This window comes from Micrococcus sp. Mcc89, from assembly GCF_024519795.1.
In the GTDB taxonomy this organism is placed as follows: Bacteria; Actinomycetota; Actinomycetes; order Actinomycetales; family Micrococcaceae; genus Micrococcus; species Micrococcus luteus.
This window is the reverse complement of the sequence record NZ_JALJRI010000082.1, coordinates 23,746-40,339: the sequence shown is the minus strand read 5'-3', so window position 1 is coordinate 40,339 and position 16,594 is coordinate 23,746. Positions and strand designations below refer to the sequence as shown.

General features: G+C 74.5%; 13 protein-coding genes. 6 read left to right on the top strand and 7 right to left on the bottom strand.

Features of this window, described 5'->3' with window-relative positions; genetic code table 11:
• Positions 1-84 precede the first annotated feature (84 nt).
• On the top strand, positions 85-1,566 hold the full coding sequence (locus tag NR072_RS08360; RefSeq protein ID WP_256836847.1) for a hypothetical protein: 1,482 nt from the start codon (positions 85-87) through the stop codon (positions 1,564-1,566).
• Positions 1,567-1,662: 96 nt separating this feature from the next.
• On the opposite strand, the gene NR072_RS08355 is transcribed toward NR072_RS08360, so the two are convergent.
• The gene (locus tag NR072_RS08355; protein ID WP_256836845.1) at positions 1,663-3,957 is read right to left on the bottom strand and encodes an MMPL family transporter; all 2,295 of its coding nucleotides are present in this window, start codon (positions 3,955-3,957) and stop codon (positions 1,663-1,665) included.
• Positions 3,958-4,021: 64 nt separating this feature from the next.
• On the opposite strand from NR072_RS08355, the gene NR072_RS08350 reads away from it, so the two are divergent.
• The 5 genes from NR072_RS08350 (at position 4,022) to NR072_RS08330 (ending at position 9,860) form a co-directional block, all read left to right on the top strand.
• Positions 4,022-4,498 carry a MarR family winged helix-turn-helix transcriptional regulator gene (locus NR072_RS08350; protein ID WP_044658846.1) on the top strand — a complete coding sequence of 159 codons (477 nt, stop codon included), beginning with the start codon at positions 4,022-4,024 and terminating at the stop codon, positions 4,496-4,498.
• On the top strand, positions 4,495-5,007 hold the full coding sequence (locus NR072_RS08345) for a para-aminobenzoate synthase component I (RefSeq protein WP_044658845.1): 513 nt from the start codon (positions 4,495-4,497) through the stop codon (positions 5,005-5,007). The genes NR072_RS08350 and NR072_RS08345 overlap by 4 nt, the downstream gene beginning before the upstream one ends.
• Before the next feature lie 155 nt (positions 5,008-5,162).
• A complete protein-coding gene (locus tag NR072_RS08340) occupies positions 5,163-8,438 on the top strand; it encodes an MMPL family transporter (protein WP_256836843.1) in 3,276 nt (1,091 codons plus the stop codon).
• A 64-nt stretch (positions 8,439-8,502) separates the two neighbouring features.
• On the top strand, positions 8,503-9,504 hold the full coding sequence (locus NR072_RS08335) for an aminotransferase class IV (RefSeq protein ID WP_036383651.1): 1,002 nt from the start codon (positions 8,503-8,505) through the stop codon (positions 9,502-9,504).
• Between the two features lie 77 nt (positions 9,505-9,581).
• Positions 9,582-9,860: a DUF4235 domain-containing protein gene (locus tag NR072_RS08330; RefSeq protein ID WP_036383649.1), complete on the top strand. Its 279-nt coding sequence runs from the start codon at positions 9,582-9,584 to the stop codon at positions 9,858-9,860.
• A 78-nt stretch (positions 9,861-9,938) separates the two neighbouring features.
• Here the strand turns inward: NR072_RS08330 and mnhG are convergent, their stop codons facing one another.
• Genes mnhG through NR072_RS08300 form a run of 6 tightly spaced genes read right to left on the bottom strand, consistent with a single transcriptional unit; the run spans position 9,939 to position 16,568 of the window.
• Positions 9,939-10,346 (bottom strand): monovalent cation/H(+) antiporter subunit G, encoded by a 408-nt coding sequence (gene mnhG / locus NR072_RS08325; protein WP_036383647.1) that lies wholly within the window; start codon positions 10,344-10,346, stop codon positions 9,939-9,941.
• Positions 10,343-10,681, bottom strand: a complete 339-nt coding sequence (locus tag NR072_RS08320) for a monovalent cation/H+ antiporter complex subunit F (protein ID WP_036383645.1) — start codon at positions 10,679-10,681, stop codon at positions 10,343-10,345. The genes mnhG and NR072_RS08320 overlap by 4 nt, the downstream gene beginning before the upstream one ends.
• Positions 10,681-11,298 (bottom strand): Na+/H+ antiporter subunit E, encoded by a 618-nt coding sequence (locus NR072_RS08315; RefSeq protein ID WP_036383643.1) that lies wholly within the window; start codon positions 11,296-11,298, stop codon positions 10,681-10,683. The genes NR072_RS08320 and NR072_RS08315 overlap by 1 nt, the downstream gene beginning before the upstream one ends.
• Complete coding sequence (locus NR072_RS08310) at positions 11,285-12,916, bottom strand: Na+/H+ antiporter subunit D (protein ID WP_036383641.1); 1,632 nt, start codon at positions 12,914-12,916, stop codon at positions 11,285-11,287. Before NR072_RS08310 ends, NR072_RS08315 begins: the two co-directional genes overlap by 14 nt.
• Positions 12,913-13,473, bottom strand: coding sequence for an NADH-quinone oxidoreductase subunit K (locus tag NR072_RS08305; protein WP_078025521.1), 561 nt, complete (start codon positions 13,471-13,473; stop codon positions 12,913-12,915). The genes NR072_RS08310 and NR072_RS08305 overlap by 4 nt, the downstream gene beginning before the upstream one ends.
• The gene (locus tag NR072_RS08300) at positions 13,470-16,568 is read right to left on the bottom strand and encodes a Na+/H+ antiporter subunit A (RefSeq protein ID WP_102708543.1); all 3,099 of its coding nucleotides are present in this window, start codon (positions 16,566-16,568) and stop codon (positions 13,470-13,472) included. Before NR072_RS08300 ends, NR072_RS08305 begins: the two co-directional genes overlap by 4 nt.
• Positions 16,569-16,594 lie beyond the last annotated feature (26 nt).

Here is a 16,594-nt window from a genome sequence, read left to right as displayed (position 1 = left end):
AGCGGGAAGAAACACTGGCCGCCTATGGGCAGAACTCAATGGCCCTTGACAGTCGGCACGGACTACGTGCACGGGCCCGCGGGCATGACTGCGTATCGCGCGCGCACCGGCCGCACCGTCGGCCCCGGCGAGGACGGCTGCTACGTGGTCGCACGCCGGGCGGGCAGGCTCTTCGGCCGCCGTTTCGAGGTGGGCACGGACGCCAGCGGTCTGGGCCGTCTCTTCCTTTACCGCAGCGGCGACGATTGGGCGCTCGGCTCCTCCTACAGCGGGCTGGTGGAGCACCTGCGCACCGAGGGCATGACGCTCACGCCCCGGCTCGGCAGGCTCCGTCCGTTCGCCCTCCGCCAGACGCTGACCATGCAGCTGTCCATCTTCCAGACCCCGTTCGACGAGATCCGACTCCTGCCGGTCGGCACCGTCGTGGTGATCCGCGGCAGCGTCCTCTCCCTCGAGCGCGCCCCCGAGCTCCAGCCGCTCGAGTACGAGGCGGCGCTCCAGGAGTACCTCGACGTCTGGCGCGGGCGCACCCGCGCCCTGCTCGCGGACCCGCGGGTCACCTTCACCGCGGACCTCAGCGGCGGCGTGGACTCCCGCACGGTGTTCGCGTTCCTCCTCGAGTCCGGCCTGTTCCGCACGGACTCGGACCGGTTCTGGCTGCACTCGGGCGTCAACCAGAAGGAGGATCTGGCCGTCGCAAAGGGGATCGCCGAGGCCCACGGCCTGACGGTGAACGGCCCCAAGCCGCCCACCCGCACCCTGGTGTCCGGGTCCCGCGCCTACCGCCACTGGCGGGAGAACAGCCTCGGCGTGTACACCCCGGTCTACATGTCGTCGACGTTCCAGAACCCGTTCGAGGTGCATGCACACGGCGGCGGTGGCGGCACCATCAAGCAGTACTACCGGCATGCCGAGCCGCTGCGCCTGCTGGAGCCGTTCAAGGAGAAGATGCCCGCCGCCGACTTCGCCCTCTGGCAGGAGGAGATGGCCACCACGCAGGAGCAACTGAAGCAGACCGCCCCGGGCGTCGTGCCGAGCATCCAACACTACCTCGAGTTCCGGAACCGCTTCCACTTCGGCCACATCCCGAAGGCCCGCCCGCTGTTCATGCCGCTCAACTCGAAGTACGCGATCCGGGCCCTCACCTCCCTCCCCCAGGACGTGCGCCGCCGCTTCTACTTCGACGTCATGGAGTCCCTCGCCCCCGGGCTCAAGGACGTGGACTACGACAACGCCCGCAAGGCACCCACCGCGCAGGAGCTCGAGAGCCTGCTCGTCCTGCCCGCCTCGGACCGGCTCGCCGCCGGCACGGCCTACGGCGACGACACGGTCGAGACAGCCGACCCGGACGATCCCCTGTCCGCCGGCTTCCAGCGCTGGCTGCAGGACATCGACCGGGCCGCCGCCCGCCCGGAGGTGCGTCGCTTCATCATGGGCCGTGCCATGGCGCGCACAGACCGCACAGTGGAGGCCCTGCGCGCGCTGGGCAAGCCCTTCCACTCCCACTCCGGTCACTCCGTGGCGCTGTCCCACCTGCTGATGGTGGACTTCACCCTCGGCGACTGACCGACGCCCCACGCCCGCCGTGTCGGGACGACGACGGCCCGCACCTCGGCGGAGGAGGTGCGGGCCGTCGTCGGGAAGGGTCCGGGACCGACCAGGTCAGGCGGCCCGCGCCGGCCACCAGACGCGCGGGCCGATGTCCCGGACGAGCGCGGGGATCAGCAGCGTGCGCACCACCAGTGTGTCCAACAGCACGCCGAACGCGACGATGAATGCCAACTGCACCATGAACATCAGCGGGATCACCGCGAGCGCGGCGAAGGTGGCCGCCAGCACGACGCCGGCCGAGGTGATGACCCCGCCCGTGACGGTGAGGGCGCGCAGCACGCCCGCCCGCGTGCCGTGCCGCGGCGTCTCCTCCCGCGCCCGGGTCATCAGGAAGATCGTGTAGTCGATCCCGAGGGCCACGAGGAAGACGAAGCCGTACAGCGGCACGGTGGGGTCGGCGTCCTCGAAGCCGAACACGTGCCGGAACACGAGGGCCGAGACGCCCAGGGCCGCACCGAAGCTGACCACGGTGGCCGCCACGAGCAGCACGGGCGCCAGGAGCGAGCGCAGCAGCACCGCGAGGACGACCAGCAGCATCGCGAGGATCAGCGGGATGACGACCCGCAGGTCGCGCTGCGTGGTGACGTTCGTGTCCAACGCCTGGGCCGGCGGGCCGCCCACGAGGATCTCGCCCGAGGTGGGGAGATCCGCGAGCCGGTCGCGCAGGCGGGCCACGGTCTGCTGCGCGGCGAGGGACTCGCCCGGGTCCGCCAGGGTGGCCGAGACCAGCACGCGGCCGTCCACCACGCGAGGCTGCGGCTCCGGCGCGGACGCGGCGCCCGTCCCGCCCTCCGCCTCGAGCGCGCTCGGGGGCGGGACCGCGGCGGTCCCGGGGGCGTCCGCGGTGACCTCCGCCTCGGCCACGCCGGGGTCCTCCGCGACGGCGGCGAGCACCGCCTCCGCGTCCTCGGCCGGGGCGAGGATCTGGGCGGGGGCGCCCGCGCCGGCGTCGAAGTGCTCGCTCAGCAGGGCCTGGGCCTGCCGGGCGTCGGAGTCGCCGAGCAGCACGTCCTCCTGGGCGACGCCGTCCGCGCGCAGCTGCAGCAGACCGCCGCAGAGGGCGAGGAGCACGACCGTCGTGGCGACCCAGACGAGACGGGGCCGGCGCGCGACGACGGCACCCACCCGCGTCCACACCCCGTGGTCCTCCTCGAGGCCGGCGACGGGCCGGCCCACGCCGTCGCGCGGCGGGGTGAAGGCCCGGCCCCGGGCGGCGCGGCGCTCCGCGCGACGGCGCGCGCGCTCGGGGGACGGGATCGTGGGCCAGAAGGCGGCACGCCCGGTCAGCCGCAGCAGCGCCGGCAGCAGGGTCAGGGCGGCGAGCCACGCGAACGCCACACCCGTGGCGGCCACGGGGCCGAGGGAGCGCGTCGAGTTCAGGTCCGAGGCCATCAGGATCAGCAGGGCGAGGGCCACGGTCGAGGCGGACGCGGTGATCGCGCCGAAGGACCCGCGCACGGCGGCCCGCAGCGCCTCCCCGACGTCCGCCCGGACCAGCAGCTCCTCGCGGTGCCGGGCCACGAGCAGGAGGCAGTAGTCCGTGGCCGCGCCGATCACGAGGATCGAGAGGATGCCCTGGGCCTGGCCGTTGAGCTGGATCCAGCCCGCCAGGGCCATCCCGTAGACGGCCACGATCGCGCCGCAGAGCGCGGCCACGGCCGTCAGGAGCACGAAGATCGGCAGCAGGACGGAGCGATAGACCGCCACGAGGATCACGAACACCACCGCGAGCGCCACGAGCAGCAGCAGCCCGTCGATGCCCGCGAACGCGCCGCCCAGCTCCGCGACCAGGCCCGCCGGACCGCCCACGTGCCACTCGGTGTCCGCGGCCACGGTCCCGGCGAGGGCGGGGTCGGCGGCCGCCGGGTCCGCCACGACCTCCCGCAGGTCGGCCACCACGTCGGCCACGGGCCGCTCGGCCCCGGCCGAGGAGTCGACGAAGGCCAGGAACTGCACCGCCGCGCCGTCGTCGGAGGGGATCGGGCCGGCGACGTCGGTCACGCCCGGCACCTCACCCAGCCGGCCCGCGAGGTCCGCGAGCGCGGGGAAGGCGGCCGCGGGGTCCGCTGTGCTCGCCGGGCCCATGACGACGGCGGGCACGGCCTCGCCGTCCTGGAACGCCGCCGCCTCCTGCCCCGCGCGGGTGGACTCGGCCGACGCCGGCAGGAAGGTGGCCTGGTCATTCGAGGAGACGTCGCCGATCTTGCCGAACACGGGGCCGCCCAGGCCGAGCACGGCGAGCCAGACCACGGTGAGCGCCGCGGCCAGGCCCAGCCGCAGCCCCCGAGGGGGACGCCCCGTGGCGGCGGGGGTGCGGAAGGCGGAGAGGTCGGGCGGGGTGGGCATGCCCCCGAGCGTAGGGGATGGTTCGATGATCAAACAACCATGGGGGCTGGCTAGACTCCCGGCCATGACCACGCAGCCCCCCTCCGCCCCCGCGGAGCATCTCGCCGTGGTCCACGCGCTGCGCGTCTTCAGCGAGAGCGCGGAGCACGCCGTCGACGAGGCCGGCCGCGGCGTCGGCCTGCATCGCACGGACCTCAGAGCCCTCGCGTACCTGATGGCCCGCGCGGCGGCCGGTGAGCCCGTCACCGCCTCGGACCTCGGCGCCCACCTGCACCTCACCCGGGCCTCGGCCACCGCCCTCGTGGACCGCCTGGCCGCCGCGGGCCACGTCCGCCGCCGCCGGGACGAGGGCGACCGGCGGCGCGTGCTGGTGGAGCACACGGACACGGCCCGCCGCGACGGGCAGCGCGCGTTCCAACCGATGTCCCAGCGGCTGAGCGCCGCCCTCGAGGGGTTCTCCGTCGCGGAGCTGCGGGCCGCGGTGCGGGTGCTCGAGGCGGCCACCGCCGCGCTGACGGACCCCACCCCGGAGGACCCGTGACCCGACCGGCGCTCATCGGCCTGGACGGCCGCTCGGGGTCGGGCAAGACCGTCCTCGCCGCCGCGCTCGCGGCCCGGATCGCGCCGTTCGCGCGCGTCGAGGTGATCGAGATCGAGTCCATGTACCAGGGCTGGGACGGGCTGGCCGCCGCGGTGGGCGACGACGGCCCCTACCCGGCCGTCGTGCGCGCGCTGCGGGAGCGGGGCACGGCGACCTGGACCACGTGGGACTGGCACCGCGCCGCCCCCGGTCCGCCGCGGCGGACCGCGCCGGCCGACGTCGTGGTGTGCGAGGGCGTGGGTGCGCTCAGCACCGCCGCCCGACCGCTGCTCGACCTGGCGGTGTGGCTCGAGCTCGAGACCCCCGCGCGGCGCACGCGGGCGCTGGCCCGGGACGGTGAGACCTTCGCCCCGCACTGGGACCGCTGGGCCGCACAGGAGGAGGACTACCTGGCCCGGCACGCCCCGCGCGCCGCGGCGGACCTGGTCCTGCGCCTGCCCTCCGCCTGACGGGGGCGCCGCCCGGGGTCGGGGCGTCGGGGGTCTGCGTGCGGGCCGGCCGGGCGCCGGGACCGGAGCGGTACGCTCCGCTTAGGTGTAGCATCGGAGGCGGCGTGCCGCGTCCGGCCGCGTCCCACCCCAGCGCAAGGAGACCTCCCCTTCCCATGGCGACACTGCTCTACCGTCTCGGCCTCGGCGCCGCCCGCCGCCCCCTCCTCGTGATCCTCGCCTGGGTGCTCGCCCTGGCCCTCGCCGTCGGCGGGTTCCTCGCCTTCGGCGGCACGCTCTCCTCCACCGTCACCATCCCCGGCACGCCCACCGCCCAGGTCACGGACCGCCTCAAGGAGGAGTTCCCGGAGGCCTCCCGCGGTAGGGGCCAGGTCGTGTTCACCACCGAGGACGGCTCCCCCCTGACCGACGCCCAGCGCGAGCAGATCACCGCCCTGCTGGACGACGTCGCCGAGCAGCCGGCCGTGGAGGGCGTCGTGGACCCGTTCGAGGCCCAGGCCCAGCGGGACGACGCCCGCACCCGGCTCGACGAGGGCCGCGCCGAGCTGGCCGACGGCGAGCAGCGCCTCGCGGACGGACGCCAGGAGATCGAGGACGGCCGGGCCGAGCTCGAGCGGCGCACGGCCGAGGCCGACGCGGGCGAGCAGCGCCTCGCCGAGGCCGCCGCCCAGCTGGACGAGGGGCAGGCCGCGCTCGACGCCGCGCGCGCCGACCTCGAGGAGCGTGGCCTGGAGGCCCTGCCGGCCGACGCCCTGGCCCCGCTCCGGGAGGCCGAGCAGAAGGTGGCCGACGGCCAGGAGCAGCTCGACGCCGGCCGCGCCGAGCTCGAGGAGCAGGCGGAGCGTCTCGAGGCCGGCCAGGCCGAGATCGACGCACAGCGGCAGGAGCTCGAGGCCGGGCAGGCCGAGCTCGGCGACCGGTGGACCGAGCTCGAGGCCGGGCAGGCCGAGCTCGACGCCCAGGCCGAGCAGCTGGCCGCGGGCCGCGCCGAGCTCGAGCAGGCCCGGGACGCCGCGCTGGCCGAGGCCGAGGCCGCCGGCATCCCGGCGGAGCAGGTCGCCGCGCAGTTCGCCGACCAGGAGGCGCAGCTCGCCGCCGGCGAGGCACAGCTGGCGGCCGGTCAGGACCAGGCCGACGCCGCCCGCGCGCAGCTGGAGGCCGCCCAGGCCGAGGCCGACGCGGGCGCCGAACAGCTCGCGGCCGCCCAGGCGGAGGCCGACGACGGCGCCGCCCGACTCGCCGCCGGCCGGCAGCAGCTGCAGGAGTCCGAGGCCGAGCTCGAGGCCGGCCGCGAGCAGGTGGCCGCGGGACGGCAGCAGGCCCTGGACGCGGCCGAGGCCGAGCTCGACGCGCAGCAGCAGAAGATCGACGAGGGCCGGGCCGAGTACGAGCGCGGCGTCGCCGAGCTCGAGGACGGCCGGGCCCAGCTGGCCGCCGGCGCGGAGCGCCTGGACCAGGCCGAGGCCGACCTCGCCGACGGCCGCGCCGAGCTGGACGACGGCCGCGTCGAGGCCGAGCGCGGCGAGCGCACCCTGGCCCTCGCGGAGGACTTCCGCACCGTGTCCGAGGACGGCAGCACCGCCGTCGGGATCGTCACCTTCACCACGCCGACCCTGGACGTCACCGCCGAGGACAAGGAGGCGGTCACCGGCGCCCTCACCGGCGCGGACATCGACGGCGTCGCCGTGCATCCCTCCCAGGAGCTCAACGCCACCGCGCCCTCCCTGCTCGGCCCGGGCGAGGTCGTGGGCCTCGTGGTCGCCGCGATCGTGCTGGTGGTCATGCTCGGCACCCTCGTGGGCGCGGGTCTGCCGCTGGTCAACGCGCTGGTGGGCGTGGGCGCCGCCGGGGCGCTCGCGTTCTCCTCCGCCGTGGAGATGATCTCCGTGACCCCGGTGCTCGGGGTGATGCTGGGCCTGGCCGTGGGCATCGACTACGCGCTGTTCATCGTCAACCGGCACCGCCAGGAGCTGCGTCGCGGCACGGGCCTGCACGAGTCGATCGCGCTGGCCAACGGCACCTCCGGCAACGCCGTGGTGTTTGCCGGCATCACCGTGATCGTCGCCCTCGTGGGCCTGAACGTCACCGGCATCCCGTTCCTGGGCCTGATGGGCACCGTGGGCGCGGTCTGCGTGGCCGTGGCCGTGCTGGTGGCCGTCACCCTGACCCCGGCCCTGCTCTCCCTGGCCGGGATGCGGATCCTCTCGAAGAAGGAGCGGGCCCGCCTCGCCGACGAGGGTCCCGCCTCCGTCGCCGAGGGCTCCGCCGCCGTGCGCCGCGCCGGGCGCCGCTCGACCATGTCCACCCCGGCCGCGATCGCCTCGGCCCTGGCGGCCGTCGCCCTGCTGGTGCTCGTGGCCCTGCCGGTCGGCTCGATGCGCCTGGGCCTGCCGGACGGCGGGTCCGAGCCGGAGGGCTCCGACTCGCAGGTTGCGTACGAGCTCACCGCCGAGAAGTTCGGCGAGGGCTACAACGGCCCGCTCGTGGTGACCGTGGACCTGCCCGCCGGCCTGGACGAGGGGCGCGCCACGGACGCCCAGCTCGACGTCGGCGAGCAGCTCGCCGGCCTCGAGCACGCGCACGCCGTGGTGCCCGCGGGCTTCAACGAGGACCGCACCGTCACCATGTTCCAGGTGCTGCCCGAGGAGGGCCCGAACGCCGTCTCCACCGAGGAGCTGGTGCGCGACCTGCGCGCCACCGAGCCGGCCGGCGAGGCCTCCAACCTCGGCGTGGCCGGCATGACCAGCGGGTTCATCGACGTCTCGGAGAAGCTCTCCGACGCCCTGCCCCTCTACCTGGGCGTGGTGGTGGGCCTGTCCCTGCTGATCATGGTGCTGGTGTTCCGCTCGATCCTGGTGCCGCTGATCGCCACCGGCGGGTTCGTGCTCTCCATGTTCGCCGCCATGGGCGGCGTGGTGGCCATCTACCAGTGGGGCTGGCTCGGCTCGGTGTTCGGGGTCCACAACCCCGGCCCCGTGCTCAGCTTCCTGCCGACCATCATGATCGGCGTGCTGTTCGGCCTGGCCATGGACTACCAGCTGTTCATCGCCTCCGGCATGCGCGAGGCCTACGCCCACGGCCTGCCCGCCCGCCAGGCCGTGCTGACCGGCCTGCGCTCGGGCCGGGCCGTCGTGATCGCCGCGGCGATCATCATGATCTCCGTGTTCGGCGGGTTCATCTTCGCCCACGACGCGATGATCCGCCCGATGGGCTTCGGCCTGGCCTTCGGCGTGCTGCTGGACGCGTTCGTGGTGCGCCTGCTCCTGATGCCGGCGCTGATGCACCTGCTCGGCGAGAAGGCGTGGTGGCTGCCGCGCTGGCTCGACCGGATCATGCCGGACGTGGACGTGGAGGGCGCCCAGCTCGAGCGCGCCCACGCCCCGGCGCAGCCCTCCGTCCCCGCCCCGGACGGCGGCGCCCACCGGGCCTGACCGCCCCCGACTGATGCCCGCCCCCGGCCCCGATCGGCCGGGGGCGGGCGTCTATCCTGGGCGGATGCGTCCCACCGCCTTCTCCCCCGCCGCCGGCTCGCCCGTCCTCGTCCTGCTCGAGACGGACGCGGACGGCGCCCCCGCCCCGCGGCTCGCGGACCCGGCCGTCCCGCACCTGAGCGTCACGGACCAGGGGGTCACGCGCGGCGACGGCATCTTCGAGACGGCGCTCGCCGTCGCCGACGGGCTCGGGACCCTGCGCATGCGCAAGCTCGGAGCCCACCTCGGCCGGCTGGCCGCGTCCGCCGCCGCCCTGCAGCTGGCCGCCCCCGAGGCGGCGGCGTGGGAGGCCGCCGTCGCGCTCGGCCTGCGGGCGTTCACCGAGGCCAACGACGTCGCGCCCGGGGACCGTCTCGCCGTGCGCCTGACCGTCACCCGCGGCCCGGACGCGGCTCCCGGCGCGGTGCCCACGCCCACCGCGTGGGCGCTGCTGAGCCCGGCCCCGGCGATCCAGGACGAGGAGCGGCAGCGGGGGCTGCGGGTGCTGCTGCTGGACCGCGGCATCGACTCGCAGGCCCCCGAGCGCTCCCCGTGGCTGCTCACCGGCGCGAAGACCCTCTCCTACGCCGTGAACATGGCCGCCCTGCGCTACGCCCGCGCGCACGGCGCCGACGACGTCGTCTTCACCAGCGCGGACGGCTACCTGCTCGAGGGCCCCACCTCCACGGTGCTGATCGTGCGCACCGGGGAGGACGGCGTCCGCCGCCTCCTCACCCCGCTGCGCCAGAAGGGCATCCTCGCCGGCACGTCGCAGGCCGTGATCTTCGCGGCCGCCCACGCGGACGGCTGGGAGCTCGGCTACGGCCCGCTCGTCCCGGCGGACCTCCAGGGCGCCGAGGGCGTCTGGCTCGTCTCCTCGGTGCGCGGCGTCCTGCCGGTGCGCGCCGTCGACGGCGTCGAGATCCCCGTGGACCACGAGCTCACCGGCATGCTGCAGGCCCATCTGGACGCCGACGGCGACCCCGGCCGGCACGTCAGCGGCGACCCGGTGCCCACCGCGGGCTAGGCTGGGGACCGGCCCGTCCGGCGTCGTCGGCCGCGGCCGCAACCGCACGTGAGATCCCCGACCACGGAAGGCGCACCATGAACACGCTCGCCCAGAAGGCCCTGTCCGCCGGCATCACGCTGGTCGGCGGCATCGTCGGCTCCCGCGTGGTGGCGGGCGGCTGGCGGCTCGTCACCGGCCACAGCGCCCCGAACGACGCGGCCGACGAGACGCTGCCCCTCATCGAGGCCCTGTCCTTCGCGTTCATCTCCGCGGGCGTCGCGGCGCTGCTGAAGGTCGCCGGCCAGCGCGGCGCCGGCGCCGCGATCCGCAAGGTGTCCGAGTCCACCGCGCACCGCGTGGACCACGAGGTCTGAGCCGCCCCGCCACCACCACGACGACGGCCGCCGCCCGGAGGGATCCGGACGGCGGCCGTCGTGCTGTGCGGGGTGGTGTCAGCGGCGCCCGCGCGGCCGGGCGCCGGCGCGGCGCGGCCCGGGGTCCGCCGGGGGCTCGGCGCGACGGACGACGGCGGCCAGCTCGTCCCGGTGCAGCAGCTCACGGCGGGCGTGCTTGGTGCGGTAGCCCGTACGGCCCACCAGGTGGGAGGCCACCGGGGCCGTGACCATCTGGGTGACCCACGCCAGCAACAGCACGGGCAGCCACACCCACGACCGCCACTCGATCGCCAGCCCGGCGAGCATGAGCAGCAGGCCGAGGACCTGCGGCTTGGCGGCGGCGTGCATGCGGGCCAGCAGGTCCGGGAGCACGAACAGGCCCACGCCGGCCACCAGGGAGAAGAAGGCACCGCTGACGAGCAGGAACGCGGCCAGCCAGTCCAGGAGCGTGGCGGTGTCGGTCATCGGCCCTCCTCCCCGCCCGGCACGTCCGTGGTGCCGGGCACGCGCGCCTGGTCCTCGAGCGAGTGGTCCGGGCGCCGGTCCTCCGCGAAGCGCGCCACCGTCACCGAGCCGACGAAGCCGACGGTGGCGGCCAGCACCACGAGGACCACGTGGTGGGTGTGGCGGTGCACGGCCATCTCCAGGACGAGCATCCCGGAGAACACCACGAGCAGCACGTCCGTGGCGACCGCCCGGTCCAGCAGCGAGGGGCCGCGCACGATCCGGTAGAGCGCACCGACGGCGCCGACCACGAGCAGCGCCCCGCCGGCCCACGTGGCCAGGTCCATGGGGTCCATCAGGCCTCCTCCTTCGGGGGGCGGGCGGCGGGGGGCGCCGAACTCGGGAAGCGGCGGACCAGCTCGAGGTCCTCACGCGTGCCGACGGCGCGGATGATGCCCGCCTCCACGTCGAGGGCCTTGGCGCGGAAGCCCGCCACGTCCTCGTCCGTGGTCGCGTCGAGCACGTGCAGGTACAGGACGGAGCGGACCCGGTCCACGTCCAGCACGATCGAGCCCGGCACCAGGGCCAGGGCGTGGCTGACGAGCGTGATGATGAGGTCGTCGTGGCTGCGCAGCGGGACGCCCACGATCGAGCCGCGGGCGCGGCGGCCACGCAGCAGCACCGTCCCGGCCACGTTGACTGAGGCGCGCACGACGTCGACGAGGAACCGCACCGTGAACACGAGGGACCACCAGGGGTTCAGACGGCCGCTGAACGGGATGCTCGGCATCGGGAAGAGCCCGATGATCAGCAGCGCGAAGGCGAGGCCGGTCAGGGCCACGTGCGGAGCGAAGTCCTGCCACAGGGCGCACCACACGGCCACCATCACGAGGATCAGCGGCCACTGGGCCACGATGCCCCGGATCCGGTCGGGGCGCACCACGCCGCGGCGGGCGGAGTCACTTCCGGGCATCGTGCACCTCCGTCGGGTCGACGCTGAGGGTGGCCGCGGCCCGCTCGGCCGCGGCGTCGTCGAGCACCGCCGCGATGTAGGGCGAGCGGTCGAGCATGTCCGTGGCGGCCTCGTCGGCCAGCGCGAACAGCGGACCGGCGGCCACCGTGAACACCAGCGTCAGGCCCACGAGCGCCGTGGTGGGCAGCACGAGGCCCGGCTCGAGCGGGCGGGGGCGCTCGCCACGGGCGACGGCCCGCTCGTAGGCGGCCACGAGCTGGGCGGGCGGGTGCTCCACGTCCTCGACGCGGCGCCAGAACGCGCGGGTCCACACGCGCACCACCACGAGCAGGGTCAGCAGGGACACGAGCAGGGACACGCCCACCAGCGTGTAGGCCAGGGGCGTGGCCTGCTCGACGCCGCCGCGCAGCAGGCCGACCTTGCCGAGGAAGCCGGAGAACGGCGGGATGCCGCCGAGGTTGAGCGCGGGCACGAGGAACAGGACGCTCACGAACGGGGAGACCTTCGCCAGGGACCCGAGGCGGTCGATGTTCGCTGTGCCGGCGCGGTTCTCGATCAGGCCCGTGACGAGGAAGAGCGCGGTCTGCACGGTGATGTGATGGGCCACGTAGTACACGGTGGCCGCCAGCCCCGCCTCCGTGGCCAGGCCCAGGCCGAAGATCATGTAGCCGATGTGGGAGACGAGGATGAAGGACAGGATGCGCTTGATGTCCGTCTGGGCCAGCGCGCCGAGGATGCCCACCACCATGGTCAGCGCGGCCACCACGAGCAGGAGCGCGTTGACGTGCTCCCCCGGGAAGAGCAGCGTCTCGGTGCGGATCATCGCGTACACGCCCACCTTGGTGAGCAGGCCCGCGAACACCGCGGTCACCGGGGCGGGCGCGGTGGGGTACGAGTCCGGCAGCCAGAAGGACAGCGGGAACACGGCCGCCTTGATGCCGAAGCCCACCAGGAGCAGCACGTGCAGGACCATCTGCACGTCGGTGGGCAGCTCGCCCAGCTTCACGGCCAGGTCCGCCATGTTCACGGTGCCGGTGGCCGCGTAGATCATCGCGATCGCGATCAGGAACACCACCGAGGAGAGCACGGAGACCACCACGTAGGTGACGCCCGCGCGGATGCGCTGGGCGGTGCCCCCCATGGTCAGCAGCACGTAGGAGGACGTCAGGAGGATCTCGAAGCCCACGTAGAGGTTGAACAGGTCGCCGGCGAGGAACGCGTTGGACACGCCCGCCACGAGGATCAGGAACGTGGGGTGGAAGATCGAGACCGGCCCACCCTCGTCCCGGTTGATCAGCCCCTGCGCCGAGGCGTACAGCAGCACCGCCAGGGTGATCAGCGCCGACACCACGAGCATGAGGGCCGAGAGCCGATCCACCACGAGGCTGATGCCCAGCGGGGCCGGCCAGCCGCCGAGGTGGACGGCCGCGACCCCGGTGTCCCAGACCGCGGCCAGCAGCAGCGCGTCCAGCACGAGGGTGAGCACGAGCGCGGAGACCGTGACGGTGATCTGCGCGCGGGGGCGGCGCACGAGCATGAAGGTCACGGCCGCGCCCAGCACGGGCAGCATGACGGCCAGCGGGGCCAGGTCGGTCAGGGGGAGGGTGCCGATGCTCACGGGCGCGGCCCCCCGTCGGCGCGGTGGGCACGGACGGCGGACGCCGGGCCGGGATGGGCGGGCGGCGTGGGTGAGGCGTGGCGCACGTGGGGTCGGGACTCCGTGGCGTGCTCGTAGTGGGCGTTGGGGTCCGCGGCGTCGTCCAGGAACTCCGAGGACTCCTCCACGAGCTCCGCGTCGTCCTCCGCGTCCCAGGCGGGCATCCGGGCGATCTTGACGTCCTCCGCGTCCACCTCGACCTCGTCCTCGCGGACGAGCAGCCACGAGCGGTAGATCATGGCGGTCAGGAACGCGATCACGGCGAAGCCGATCACGATCGCGGTGAGGATCAGCGCCTGCGGCAGCGTGTCCGCGTACTCGTGCGGGTCCCGTCCGCGCACGAACAGCGGGGCCAGGCCCGTGCCGCCCGAGGAGAGGAACAGCAGCATGATGGCGCCGTTGTTGATCAGCACGATGCCGAGCAGGATGCGCGTCAGGCTGCGCTCGAGCACGAGGTAGATGCCCCCGGCGAACATCACGCCCATGGCCAGGAGCAGGGCCAGGTCGACGGTCATCATCGGGCGGCCTCCGGGGCGTCGGGGGTGGACGGGGTGGGCATGCGCGGATGACGACGGCGGGCCGCGGCGCGCAGGCGGGCGCGGCGGGCCTCCTCGCCCCGGCGGTCCACCTCACCGCCGAGCGAGCGCAGCACGTCGATCACGAGCCCGACCACCACGAGGTACACGCCGATGTCGAACGCCGTGGCCGAGACCAGCTTGAGGGCGTCGCCGAACAGCGGCAGGTCGGTGAACTCCACCACATAGGACTGCAGGATCTGCCCGCCGAAGAAGAGCGGGGCGATCCCGGTGAGCGTGGCGATCGCCAGGCCCAGGCCGATCATGGGCCCGGCCGGGATCACGGAGGCCTCCTGCAGCTCGTACCGGCCGCCGGCGAGGAAGCGCAGCGTGAGGGCCAGGCCTGCGAGCAGGCCGCCGGCGAAGCCGCCGCCGGGGGTGTTGTGCCCGGCCAGCAGCAGGTAGACGGAGAGCAGCATCATGATCGGGAACATGAAGCGGGTGACGACCTCGAGGATGATCGAGCGCCGCTCGGGGGCCATCGTGTGGCCGGCCACGAGCCACTGGCCCTTGCGATCGTCCACAGCGAAGCTGCGCACGACGGACAGCTCGCGGGCCCCGAGCGAGGAGTCGGCGCCGAAGTCGCCGACGGAGCCGGGGGCGACGTCGTCGATGCTGCGGGTGCGCCCGTCGCGGTGCTGCAGGAAGATCAGGGAGGCCACGCCGGTGGCCGCGGCGGCCAGCACCGTGATCTCGCCCCACGTGTCCCACGCGCGGATGTCCACGAGGGTGACGTTCACGGCGTTCGTGCCGTAGCCGTCCGTGTAGGCGAGCTCCGGCATGGGCAGCGAGATCCGCTCCGCCGTGCGGGCGGCCAGCGCGGTGGCGGCGATCCACATCATGGTCAGGGCGAAGCCGGCGGCGACCGCCATGCGGGCGATCCGCCGCGAGCCGGTGCGGCGGTCGTACCAGTCCGGCGGCAGCACGCGCAGGCCCAGGATGAGGGTGACCAGGATGATGGTCTCCACGAGCACCTGGGTGATCGCGAGGTCCGGGGCGCCGCGCATCGCGAACAGGGCGGCGGCGCCGTAGCCGGTCACGGACACCAGCATGATCGCCTTGAAGCGGCGGCGCGCGCGGACGGCGAACACGGTGGCGACGGCGATCATCAGCACCACGACCAGCTGCGCCGGGGTCTGGAACCAGGCGACGTCCGCGGAGAGGAACGAGGTGGCCAGCGTGCGCTCGCTGCGCCCCACGGGGAAGAGCAGGAACGCGGCCGGCAGCAGGAACGCGGTGGCCAGGATGATGCCCAGGTAGCGGCGCAGGGAGCCGGTCTGGGTGCGCCCCGTGACCCAGATGGCGACCTCGTCGAGGGCGCCGGTGATCTTCCGGTACGTGCGCAGGGCGTCGACCGGGAACTCGACGCGGCGCTGGAACGCCTCGACTCCCGGCCGGCCGAGGGCGAGCAGCGCGCCGAGCACCCAGACCCCCGCGGAGAGGGCGAGGATGGGCGTCCAGCCGTGCCAGAGGGCCAGGTGCGCCGGAGAGGCGGCCGGGTCCAGGGCCGGGATCGTGGCCGTGTGGGCGGCCAGCAGGTGCTCGAGGGGCCCGGGCAGGACCGCGAGCACCAGACCGGTGAGCGCCAGCAGCCCGGCGGGGGCCAGCTCGAGGAAGGTCACGCGCGTGTGGAAGCGGGTGGCGGGCACGGGGGCACCCTCGGGGGTGCGCTTGGTGGCGAAGGCACCCCAGAGGAAGCGCCACGTGTAGGCCACGGTGAGCACGGACCCCACGGCCATCAGCACGAGGGGCGCCCACGCGAGCAGACCGCCGTGGGCCGCGCCGTGGTCCGTCAGGCTCTGCAGGACCGCCTCCTTGGCCACGAACCCGAAGAACGGGGGCAGGCCGGCCATGGAGGCGGCGGCCAGGACGGCGACGGCGGCGAGGACGGGGTGGCGGCGGCCGATGCCGGAGAGCTCGCGCAGGTCACGGGTGCCGGCCTCGTGGTCGATGATGCCGACCACCATGAACAGCGGGGCCTTGAACAGGGCGTGCGCCAGGAGCATCGCGAGGCCGGCCAGCGCCGCGTCGCGGACGCCCAGCCCGTTGGCCACCATGAGGAAGCCGAGCTGGGAGACCGTGCCGTAGGCGAGCACGAGCTTGACGTCGGTCTGCCGCAGGGCCCGCCAGCCGCCCAGCAGGAGGGTCCACAGGCCCAGGCCGAGCACGAGCACCTGCCACGTGGCCAGCTCGTGGAAGGCGGGGGCCAGGCGGGCCACGAGGAAGACGCCGGCCTTCACCATCGCGGCCGCGTGCAGGTAGGCCGAGACCGGGGTCGGGGCGGCCATCGCGCCCGGCAGCCAGAAGTGGAACGGCGCCTGGGCGGACTTGGTCAGCGCGCCGATCAGCACGAGGCCGACGGCGACCTCGAGCAGGACGCGCCCGCCGTCGTCCGCGAGGAGGCCGGGGGCCGCGGCCAGCACGCCGGAGATCCGCCAGGACCCGGCGAAGTGGGCCAGCATGATCAGGCCCGCGAGCATGGCCAGGCCGCCGAACGTGGTGACGATCAGGGCGGTGATGGCGGAGCGGCGGGCGAAGATGCGGTGGCCCGAGTAGCCGATCAGCAGGAAGGACAGGACGGACGTGATCTCCCAGAAGGTGTAGAGCACCATCAGGTCGTCCGTGGTGACGAGCCCGAACATCGCGCCGGCGAACGCCAGCAGCTGCCCGCCGAACACCGCGTTGCGCGGCTCGTGCTCCCGGAAGTAGCGGGCGCAGTAGGCCAGGACCAGCGCGCCGACTCCCAGCACGATCAGGGACATGAACGCGGCCAGCACGTCCATGCGGAACGCGAGCTCGATCTCGAGGTACGGCACCCACGGCACGGCGCGGTCCAGATGCGCCGCCGAGGCCGGGACCGGCCGGCCGGCGTCGAGCGCCTCCTGCAGCGCGAACACGTGCGGCAGCTGGGTGAGCAGCCAGACGAAGCCCGCCGCGGGAGCGGCGGCGAGCAGATAGAACCCCTGACGTCCCGTCCACCGGAAGATCACCGGGGCGGCGAGCGCGACGACGAAGAGCGCGGTCAGGATGACGAGCATGCGGTCCCTTCGTCAGGCACGGGCGA

Coding starts and splice junctions, on each gene's coding strand:
- NR072_RS08360 (WP_256836847.1), top strand. CDS start 85: ATGACTGCGTATCGCGCGCGCACCGGCCGCACCGTCGGCCCCGGCGAG.
- NR072_RS08355 (WP_256836845.1), bottom strand. CDS start 3,957: ATGCCCACCCCGCCCGACCTCTCCGCCTTCCGCACCCCCGCCGCCACG.
- NR072_RS08350 (WP_044658846.1), top strand. CDS start 4,022: ATGACCACGCAGCCCCCCTCCGCCCCCGCGGAGCATCTCGCCGTGGTC.
- NR072_RS08340 (WP_256836843.1), top strand. CDS start 5,163: ATGGCGACACTGCTCTACCGTCTCGGCCTCGGCGCCGCCCGCCGCCCC.
- NR072_RS08335 (WP_036383651.1), top strand. CDS start 8,503: ATGCGTCCCACCGCCTTCTCCCCCGCCGCCGGCTCGCCCGTCCTCGTC.
- NR072_RS08330 (WP_036383649.1), top strand. CDS start 9,582: ATGAACACGCTCGCCCAGAAGGCCCTGTCCGCCGGCATCACGCTGGTC.
- mnhG (WP_036383647.1), bottom strand. CDS start 10,346: ATGACCGACACCGCCACGCTCCTGGACTGGCTGGCCGCGTTCCTGCTC.
- NR072_RS08320 (WP_036383645.1), bottom strand. CDS start 10,681: ATGGACCCCATGGACCTGGCCACGTGGGCCGGCGGGGCGCTGCTCGTG.
- NR072_RS08315 (WP_036383643.1), bottom strand. CDS start 11,298: ATGCCCGGAAGTGACTCCGCCCGCCGCGGCGTGGTGCGCCCCGACCGG.
- NR072_RS08305 (WP_078025521.1), bottom strand. CDS start 13,473: ATGATGACCGTCGACCTGGCCCTGCTCCTGGCCATGGGCGTGATGTTC.
- NR072_RS08300 (WP_102708543.1), bottom strand. CDS start 16,568: ATGCTCGTCATCCTGACCGCGCTCTTCGTCGTCGCGCTCGCCGCCCCG.